Source organism: Brachybacterium sp. UMB0905, assembly GCF_002871795.1.
Taxonomy (GTDB): Bacteria; Actinomycetota; Actinomycetes; order Actinomycetales; family Dermabacteraceae; genus Brachybacterium.
Genome location: NZ_PNHL01000016.1, coordinates 49,074 through 57,919 on the forward strand (window position 1 = coordinate 49,074; position 8,846 = coordinate 57,919).

8 protein-coding genes are annotated in these 8,846 nt (G+C 70.9%); 4 read left to right on the forward strand and 4 right to left on the reverse strand.

What is annotated here, in order from left to right:
• Positions 1 to 70: 70 nt before the first annotated feature.
• Positions 71 to 745, reverse strand: coding sequence for a histidine phosphatase family protein (locus tag CJ197_RS13150; RefSeq protein WP_102237208.1), 675 nt, complete (start codon positions 743 to 745; stop codon positions 71 to 73).
• 352 nt (positions 746 to 1,097) lie between these two features.
• On the opposite strand from CJ197_RS13150, the gene CJ197_RS13155 reads away from it, so the two are divergent.
• The gene (locus CJ197_RS13155; protein ID WP_102237197.1) at positions 1,098 to 2,240 is read left to right on the forward strand and encodes a 3,4-dioxygenase subunit beta; all 1,143 of its coding nucleotides are present in this window, start codon (positions 1,098 to 1,100) and stop codon (positions 2,238 to 2,240) included.
• Positions 2,241 to 2,460: 220 nt separating this feature from the next.
• Here the strand turns inward: CJ197_RS13155 and CJ197_RS13160 are convergent, their stop codons facing one another.
• Together CJ197_RS13160 and CJ197_RS13165 are read right to left on the reverse strand one after the other, a co-directional pair.
• The gene (locus CJ197_RS13160; RefSeq protein WP_233190959.1) at positions 2,461 to 2,949 is read right to left on the reverse strand and encodes a DUF3592 domain-containing protein; all 489 of its coding nucleotides are present in this window, start codon (positions 2,947 to 2,949) and stop codon (positions 2,461 to 2,463) included.
• Between the two features lie 353 nt (positions 2,950 to 3,302).
• A complete protein-coding gene (locus CJ197_RS13165; protein ID WP_102237198.1) occupies positions 3,303 to 3,926 on the reverse strand; it encodes a hypothetical protein in 624 nt (207 codons plus the stop codon).
• Positions 3,927 to 4,324: 398 nt separating this feature from the next.
• Between CJ197_RS13165 and CJ197_RS13170 the strand changes: the two genes are divergently transcribed.
• From CJ197_RS13170 to mgtE, 3 genes are all read left to right on the forward strand, one after another.
• Positions 4,325 to 5,155, forward strand: coding sequence for a sulfite exporter TauE/SafE family protein (locus CJ197_RS13170; RefSeq protein ID WP_102237199.1), 831 nt, complete (start codon positions 4,325 to 4,327; stop codon positions 5,153 to 5,155).
• A gap of 170 nt (positions 5,156 to 5,325) precedes the next feature.
• The gene (locus CJ197_RS13175; protein ID WP_102237200.1) at positions 5,326 to 6,066 is read left to right on the forward strand and encodes a hypothetical protein; all 741 of its coding nucleotides are present in this window, start codon (positions 5,326 to 5,328) and stop codon (positions 6,064 to 6,066) included.
• The gene (mgtE, locus tag CJ197_RS13180) at positions 6,063 to 7,421 is read left to right on the forward strand and encodes a magnesium transporter (RefSeq protein WP_102237201.1); all 1,359 of its coding nucleotides are present in this window, start codon (positions 6,063 to 6,065) and stop codon (positions 7,419 to 7,421) included. Before CJ197_RS13175 ends, mgtE begins: the two co-directional genes overlap by 4 nt.
• A gap of 21 nt (positions 7,422 to 7,442) precedes the next feature.
• On the opposite strand, the gene CJ197_RS13185 is transcribed toward mgtE, so the two are convergent.
• Complete coding sequence (locus CJ197_RS13185) at positions 7,443 to 8,528, reverse strand: Gfo/Idh/MocA family protein (RefSeq protein ID WP_102237202.1); 1,086 nt, start codon at positions 8,526 to 8,528, stop codon at positions 7,443 to 7,445.
• Positions 8,529 to 8,846 lie beyond the last annotated feature (318 nt).

Genomic DNA, 8,846 nt, shown 5'->3' on the forward strand with positions numbered 1-8,846 from the left:
TCCCGCGGGAACGCCCGGCGCGCGGCATGACATTCCCGCGGGAACGTCGGCGCCGCTCGGCCGTCGCGCCTCAGGCCTTCGCGTCGGCCGCGTCGTCCGCGGTCACGTCGTGCTCGGCGTCGCGCAGCAGGTGCTCGCCGCCGATGGGGCTGCTCACCCAGTCCTCGACGCGCCATCCCCTCGCAGGGCTGCCGATGAGGGTGACCAGACCGGTGTTGTACAGCGGCCGCTCGGACAGCGAGGCGGCGCCGAGCCCTCCGGCGACCGAGGCGAACACGCGGATCGCGGCGCCATGGCTGACCACGACGACGGTCGCGTCCTCGGCGTGCTGGTCCGCGATGTGCCGCAGCGCCCTGGTCCAGCGGTCCCAGAACTCCCGCCCGGTCTCCCCGCCCGGCAGGCCGTCCTCGAGGACCCCGGCGCTCCAGCGCTGGTGGTTGTCCTGATACGCATCGACGGCCTCCGCGTCCTGTCGGCCCTGGTAGATCCCGGCGCGGATCTCCTCGATCCCCTCGGTCAGCCGCGGACTGAGCCCGCGGGCGGCCGCGAGCGGAGCCGCCGTTTCGTGGGTGCGCAGCAGGCGGGAGACGTGGATCCCGGCGATGTCCTCGTGCGCGAGCGCGGCGGGCACCGCACGGGCCTGGGTGTGACCGAGCGTGGTGAGCCCGGGCCCCGGATAGGCGGCGTCGAGGATTCCGTCGACGTTGGAGGGGGTCTGACCGTGCCGGAGAAGGAGGAGGCGCATGCTCAGCACCGTACGAGATCCGTCGTGAGCGTGCACGGGGGCAGCCTCGGCGGCGGTCTGCGTCACAGCGCGCCCGGCCCCGCCCACTTCTCGAGGCGGCACCTCCGACGCTTCGCCATCCTCCTCTCCGGCCGACAGGCCCCATGCCCCCGTCGCAGGTCAGGGTCGACCTTCAGGACTCTGCACGGCCGAGTGCGGCCCGAGCCCTCGCCGCCGCCCCGGGGACCGCGTCGCCCATGACGCCCAGCGAGCTCCCGGGCACCCTCCCGACATGTCACGGAAAGGTAACAGCGGCTCCACAGCCTGCGTCTCTACGTTTCCGGCTCCACACAGGAAACCGAGAGGAACCGTCATGGACACCACCGACCCCCGCCGCGTCGGCCGCCCCTATCCCGAGGCGCGCGAGCACACCGCCGCACAGAACTCCGCCGGAGCGGTCCCCTCGGGCACCGCACCGCGCAACAGCTTCGAGGGCCGGCCCCTCCACCACCCGGCCGAGGACGTCGAGGACCAGGGTCTCGCCTTCGACGTCGGCACTCTGGTCTCCCGACGCGGCGCGCTCGGCGTGCTCGGCGCGGGCAGCGTCACCGCCGTCCTCGCCGCCTGCACCGGCGGCTCCGCCTCCACCACCGCCGCCGCGAGCGACGGGGGAGGGGCGAGTGACGCCGGCGGCACCACCGCCTCCGAGCTGACCGAGATGCCCGGCGAGACCGCCGGCCCCTACCCGGGCGACGGCTCCAACGGCGCCGACGTGCTCGAGACCAGCGGCGTGGAGCGCTCCGACATCCGCTCCTCGATCGACGGAGGCACCACCGTCGAGGGCGTCCCCCTCGACATCACCATGACCATCATCGACATGGCCGGCGGCGACGTGCCGATGGAGGGTGCGGCGGTGTACCTGTGGCAGTGCGATGCGGCTGGGCGGTACTCGATGTACTCCGAGGGCGTGGAGGAGGAGACCTACCTGCGCGGCGTGCAGATCGCCGACGCGCAGGGGGCGGTCACCTTCACCTCGATCTTCCCCGGCTGCTACGCGGGCCGCTGGCCGCACCTGCACTTCGAGGTGTTCCCCGATGCGGAGTCGATCGTGGATGCGGGCAACGCGATCCTCACCTCCCAGATCGCGATGCCCGAGGCGGAGGCGGACGGCGTGTACGAGCTCACCGAGTACGCGGGCAGCGCCGAGAACCTCTCCCAGCTCACCCTCGAGACCGACAACGTCTTCTCCGACGGCTACGAGCAGCAGCTCGCGACCCTGTCCGGCGACCTGGATTCCGGCTACGCCTTCACGATCGACGTCCCCATCGACACCACCACCGAGCCGGAGGTCGGCGGGATGGGCGGCGGCGAGGGCGGTCCGGGCGGCCAGCCGCCGGCCGATGGAGAGGGCGGCCCCGACGGTGAGGGCGGCACCCCGCCCGAGGGTGCACCGGGCGAGGGCGGCGAACCCCCGGCGGATGCGCCGTCCGACGGCGGCGGAGACACGCAGAGCTGATCCGGCGACCTGTGCGGCCCGGCGATCGCGCGGCCCGGCGCAGAGCTGACGCGGCATCGGCAGAGCGGAGGCGTGCGGGCGGATACGGCGCCGGGAGGGGATCAGCAGAAAAGGGGCTCCAGCAGCACTCGGCGGAGCTCAGCGCCGCGCCGTACCGCGGGGGTCCCCTTTCTGCGGACGCAGCCCGAGGCGGCGTCGGTTCCGGTGGGCCGGCGTCGCCTCAGAAGAAGGGGAGCTGGCCGAGGATCATCCGACCGCCGTTCACGATGATCCCGATGACCACCAGGAACAGCAGGCCAAAGCCGATCCGCATCACCGGGACCCGCGCGGAGATGCCGCGCCCGTTCTGCGGCGCGATGAAGCGCTCGGGCCGGTCGCGGTCGTGGAGCACGGTCACGCTCATCCCGCTGCGGTCCACGGTCCCGATGTCGCTGACCACCGGGTTCGCGCGGACAGTCTGCCCGCGGTCGGTGGTGAACTCGATCGTCTCGACGACGCGGCTGGAGCGGTTCTCCCGGGTGCCGCTGTAGTGCACGTGCGAGGAGATCACCCGCCCCTCGGTCCGGATGCCGCTCGAGGCCAGACGCCGCGCCCGCAGCAGGTCCCGCACGGCTGAGATCACGATCCACAGCCCCGCCAGGACCAGCAGCAGCGCGACCAGTGAGAACATCGCGCCGAATGCGCCGAAGCCCATGCTCACCCCGTCCATGGTTCCTCCTTGCTCTCACCCGTCGGCCCCCGCCGACGTGTCACTCCGACCGAGCGTACCGGGCACGGTGCGGCAGGGGAGGATGAGCGGCAGGGCTGGGAGGGGGCATCCGGCCGAGCCCACGCCCGGGACCGATCTCCCGCAGCGTCTCGGGGCAGGCCGCATGCGGTGTCCTCAGCCGTCGGCGAGCAGACCGGTGCCGTAGCCCTCGGCAGGATCGGAGCGCTCCGAGCGGCTGCTGACGGTGGTGAGGTCGCGACCGACTGGATCGGGTGAGCGGTGAGCGTCGTCGCTCCGCGGTCTTCGCGGCCACGGCTCCGGCTGGACGGGCGCCGCATCGGGCCCTGGGCTGGTCAGCTGCGGCGGTTGCTGCGCCGCACGAGCAGCACAACCACCGTGACAGCCCCGACGGCCAGGATGAGCCCCAGGGCTGCGGCGAGCACTGCGCCGCCGACCACCATGGCGATAGACAGGGAGCCGGGGGAGTCGTCGAGCTCCGGGTCCTCCCCTCTCGGGCCCGGCGGGATCTGCTGGTCGGTGAGATCGGCAGGCTCCCCGAGCTTCTCGGTGAGCGCCGCCGCTTCGTCCTCCGGAGGATCCATCGGATATGCGCACCAGGTCATCGAGTAGGAGCCGTCCGCGCCGTTCGCCCAGGCCCGGATACGGTCACCGGTGCTCAGGCGACCCAGGCCGCAAGCGGCGGTCTGCTCGTGCGTGGAGAACTCGATGGTGCGGGACTCCTCGCCCTTCCACACGCGGTCCACGGCGGCGTAGTAGGTGACGTCTCCCTGGTCGTCGTCGATGACCTCGACGATCTCGATGTCCGCGATGAGGTCCGCCGCCTCGATCGCCTCGTCGAAGTCGTACCCCATGCAGCTGCATGCCCAGGCGGCAGGAGCGCCAGCAAGGCTCGCCGCCAGCAGCAGCGTGAGCAGCGAGAGGAGCAACCCGGCCCGGCGGGTCGTGAGGGAGGTCATGGGGTCACAGTAGCGGTGGGGTGGCCGAGCGGGGGCTGCTTCTGCCGCGGGTGCTTCCGCGAAAGGTACTCAGATGACCGGCGACCTGCAATATGCACGCGGCCGGTCAGCACAGTGCCGTCTGTGGAAGGCGTCCGCCGGGGCCGTGCTTGGACCCTGCGGTGGTCTCGACGGGCCTCGCGTCGCCGTGTCTCCAGAAGGGCCGGAGGAAATCGACCGCTCAGCGGCACGGTGCGTGCACTATGCAGGGCATGTGCCGCTGAGAGGTCGATTCCCTCCGCTTTAGCTCCGCCCCAGCCCTGGCCCGCCCCAGCCCTGGCCCGCCCCAGCCCAGCTCCGCCCCAGCCATCCCTGGACCCTGCCCCTCGCCTCCGCCCCACCCTGATAGGTTCCCGGCCGTGTCCGACCTCCTCGCCCTCCCGCCCGGCCTCAGCTCTGTCGGCTGGGTGGTGCTGGTGCTCGGTGCCCTCGTGGTGGGCTTCTCCAAGACCGCGCTGCCGGGCGCCGGGACGATCGCCGTGGGCCTGTTCGCCCTGGCTCTGCCCGCCAAGGAGTCCACCGCCGCGCTGCTGCTGCTCCTGATCGTGGGGGACATGACCGCGTTGTGGGTCTACCGCCGGGAGCCGGATGTTCGAACCCTGATCCGGCTGTTGCCCAGCGCCATGGTCGGCGTGCTCATCGGGGTGTGGTTCTTCGCCATCACCGACGGGCCCACCGTGCGGGTCACCATCGGGCTGATCCTGCTGGCGCTCGTGGTGGTCACCGTGTGGCGACGCCGGGTCACCAGCCGTCGTGAGACGCGTGCCGTCGCCAACGCCGAGGGGGACCCGGACTCGTCGGCCCTCTCTACCGGGGGCAGTCGCCCCGGTGCCGCGGCCACAGCGCAGGGCATCGGCTTCGGCCTCCTGGGCGGCTTCACCACCATGGTCGCCAACGCCGCCGGCCCCGTGATGAGCATGTACTTCTATGCCATGCGCATGCCGGTGCTGACGTTCTTGGGCACCTCCGCCTGGTACTTCGCGATCATCAACCTGTTCAAGGTGCCGTTCTCCGCGGGCCTGGGTCTGATGACCCGCGAGGTTCTCACCCTCGATCTGCTGCTGGTGCCGATCGTGCTGATCGGTTCCTACCTGGGCGCGAAGGTGGCGCGGCGCATCCCGCAGGCCCTGTTCGAGAACCTGGTGCTGGCTCTGACGGTCATCTCCGCGCTCGCACTGCTGGTGCTGTGAGCTCGGCGCTGCGCCCCGCAACAGCGCCGCCCCCGCACACGCACCGCACCCGCACCAGCCCCGCACGACAGCGCCGCACCCCACCACAGCGCCGCCCTGGCGGGGCATGATGGATGCCCGACGGGTGGGCGCCCACCGCGCCTGCCGCCCCGAGACGAGAGCTTGACACCATGTCCTTCGACGTGAACCCCACCGAGCTGGTCGCTGTCGCGTTGGCCTGCGTGCTGATCGCCGTGCCCACCTCCCTGGTGCTGGTCGGCGCGGTCGCCGCAACCCCCCGCCCGTCCTGGAACCGCGCCGGACTCGCCGTGGGCCTTGGCCTGCTGCTCGGCGTGATCCTCGCGCTGACGAGCGTCTTCATCGGTTCGGACGGGACGATCGCCACCATCGGCCAGATCGCGATGATCCTGGGGCTGCTGTGCGTGATCGCCGCTGGGGTGTTCGCTGTCCTCACGGCCCTGGACCGTGGCGGCGAGCAGCTTGGGATGATCCTCGCGATCACCGGCGGCGGGCTTGTCGCCCTCGGTGAACCGGTGCAGAACATTCCCTTGTTCCTCGCGATGTCCTCCTCGGTGCTGGTGGCGATCGCCGGGGTGATCATCGATCTCGTGGCCATCGCCGCGATCGTCGGGGCGCTCGCCGGGATCGCCTCCCGGGTTCCCGCAGTGCGCCTGGGACTGTCCCTCGCCGGGGCCATCACGGCGCTGTTCCTGCTGATCAGCGTTCTGATCCTGCTCGGCGGCGGATCGGGGATCGGGGTGTCGACGATGATCGTGATCGGGCTCGTCGCCCTCGCGATCGGCAGCATCGCCGGTGGCGTCCTCGAGACGCTGCGGGTGCGGCGGAACCGACAGGGGGCGGACCACACCGCTGACCCGGCGACGTCCGCCGGACGTGACGGGCGATCATGAGCATCCCCGGCGCCGACATCGACACCGTCCTGGATCTGCTGCGAGCCCCGACCCACACCGAGCAGGAGCTCGAGCAGCTCGCCCTCGAGGCGAATCTGCTCCCTGACTCCGAGCTCGTCTACCTCGTCGAGAGCAGTCCGGCCACGGAGGCGGCGCTGCTGTTCCGCGTGCTGGGCAAGGACCGTGCGCTGGACGTGTTCGACGCGCTGTCCACGGGACATCAGGCGGAGCTGATCTCCGCGCTGCGCACCCAGCAGGTCTCCGACATCATCGAGGCCCTCGACCCGGACGACCGCGCCTCCCTGCTGGACGAGCTGCCCGCCTCGGTCGCCGATCGGATGCTGCGGGGCCTGGATCCCGCGGAACGGGACATGACCGCCGCGGTCCTCGGGTATCCGAAGAACGCCATCGGCCGCTACATGTCCCCCGAGGTGCTGTTCCTGCCTGAGGACGCGGTCGTGAGCGAAGCCCTGGATCAGGTGCGTGCGCTCGCCGCGCAGGCGGAGACGATCTACCTGCTGCCCGTCGTGGGGGAGGGCCGGGTACTGCGCGGCGTGGTGGGTCTGCGTCGACTGCTGCTGTCGGATCCGGACACCCCGGTGCGCGAGCTCATGCGCCCGGCGGTGACCGCGGCGGCGACTGAGGGGCGCGAGGAGGTCTCTCGCCGGTTCTTCGACGCGAAGCTGCTGGCCATGCCGATCGTGGATGGGGAGGATCGGCTGCTGGGCATCCTCACCGTGGATGATGCCGCGGACATCCTCGAGCAGGAGTACGACCTGGACGCAGCCCGCACCTCCGGCTCGGAGCCGCTGCAGATGGCATACCTCTCGGCCTCGATTCTGCACGTGGTGCGCAGCCGGATCGTGTGGCTGCTGGTGCTGGCGATCTCGGCGATCCTCACCGTGCAGGTGCTGGAGATCTTCGAGGATCGGCTCGACCAGGTGGTGGTCCTGGCGCTGTTCATCCCGCTGCTGACCGGCACGGGCGGCAACACCGGCAACCAGGCCGCGACCACGGTCACGCGCGCGCTCGCCGTGGGGGAGGTGCGCGTGCGGGACCTGCCGCGCGTGATCTGGCGGGAGCTGCGTGTGGGCACGGTGCTCGGCGCCGTGCTCGGGGCGCTCGGGTTCACGATCGCGGGCCTGGTCTACGGCCTCGCTATCGGCGCGGTGATCGGCCTGACCCTGCTGTCGATCTGCATCATGGCGGCGATGGTGGGCGGCCTGATGCCGCTGATCGCCAAGCGGGTGGGCGCAGACCCGGCGGTCTTCTCCAATCCCTTCATCTCGACGTTCTGCGACGCGACGGGCCTGATCATCTACTTCACGATCGCCACCGCGGTGCTGGGCCTGTGAGGATGCCCGGGAGGGGCTGGCTCAGCTCCGCCCGGTGAGCTCCACGGCCTGCTCCTGTGCCTTGAGCGCGAGCTCCACGGCCTTGAACGCATGCTCCTGGGTCATGGCGTTCTCGGTGCGGTTCAGGACATCCAGCACGAGGTCGCCGAAGAACGGGTACCCCACCTTGCCGTGCGCCTCGATGCGGTGCTCGCCCTCGCTGTCCACGAGGATCACCTGGTCAGGCCCGTTGTCGGTGGTGACGTCCACGTACTTGCGCAGCTCGAGGTACCCGTCGGTACCGAGCACGAAGGTGCGGCCGTCACCCCAGGTGCGCAGGCCCTTAGGGGTGAACCAGTCCACGCGCACGAAACCGGTGGCGCCGGAGGACAGGGCGATGTGGGCGTCGCCGTAGTCGTCGAGCTCGGGATGCTCGGGGTTGCCGAAGTTGCCGATGGTGCTGGAGAGGATCGTGGCGTCGTCGGACCCGGTGAAGGTGAGCATCTGCTCGAAGTTGTGCGAGCCGATGTCGGTGAGGATCCCGCCGTAGCGGGCGCGCTCGAAGAACCAGTCGGGGCGGGTGGAGGGGTCGCCCATGCGGTGCGGGCCCATGCCCTGGACCTGCAGGACCTTGCCGATGGCGCCGCGGTCGATGAGCTGACCGGCGAGCACCGCGGCCTCGACGTGGATGCGCTCGGAGTAGTAGACGGCGTACTTCTTACCGGTGCGGGCCACGGCTTCGCGGGCCTCGGCGAGCTGATCGAGGGTGATCAGCGGGGTCTTATCGGTGAAGTAGTCCTTCCCGGCCTCCATGACGCGAATACCCAGCGGCGCCCGCTCGGAAGGGACAGCGGCGGCGGCCACCAGATGCACCTCCGGGTCCTCGAGGACCTCCTGCTCGCTGGCGGCGACCTTCACGTCGGGGAAGTTCTTCGTGAACTCGGCCAGGCGCTCGGGCACCGGGTCATACACCCACTTCAGAGTGCCGCCAGCGCCGAGCAGACCCTGGGTCATCCCGCCGATGTGGCCGTGGTCGAGATGCATCGCGGCGAACACGAACTCGCCGGGCTTCACCACCGGCTTCGGCATCGCGGCGGGGGCGTAGTTGGCTCCTTCGGAGACGGCCATGAGGGGTCCTTTCCACGGGGCGGGGCCGACGGGCAGCACTGCCGACGGCCGCTTGTGCGCGTACCCCAGCAGTGTCCCGCGTCACCCCCCATCGTGGCAGGGGAGTGCCAGGGGTTGCCAGGGGTGGTGGGTGAGGGTTGTTGAGGGGGCGGCCGCGGCTCAGATTCGGCGGTGGCGGGCTTCGGGGTCGATAGGCCCTTCAGTGTCTGGGGTGCGGTCGGGGATCCAGGGTTCTGGGCTTACCCTTCTGTTGTTGACACCTGAGATGGCGGGTCGTGGTGACCTGCGGGAGGTTGTCGTCATGAGGAAGCGGAAGAG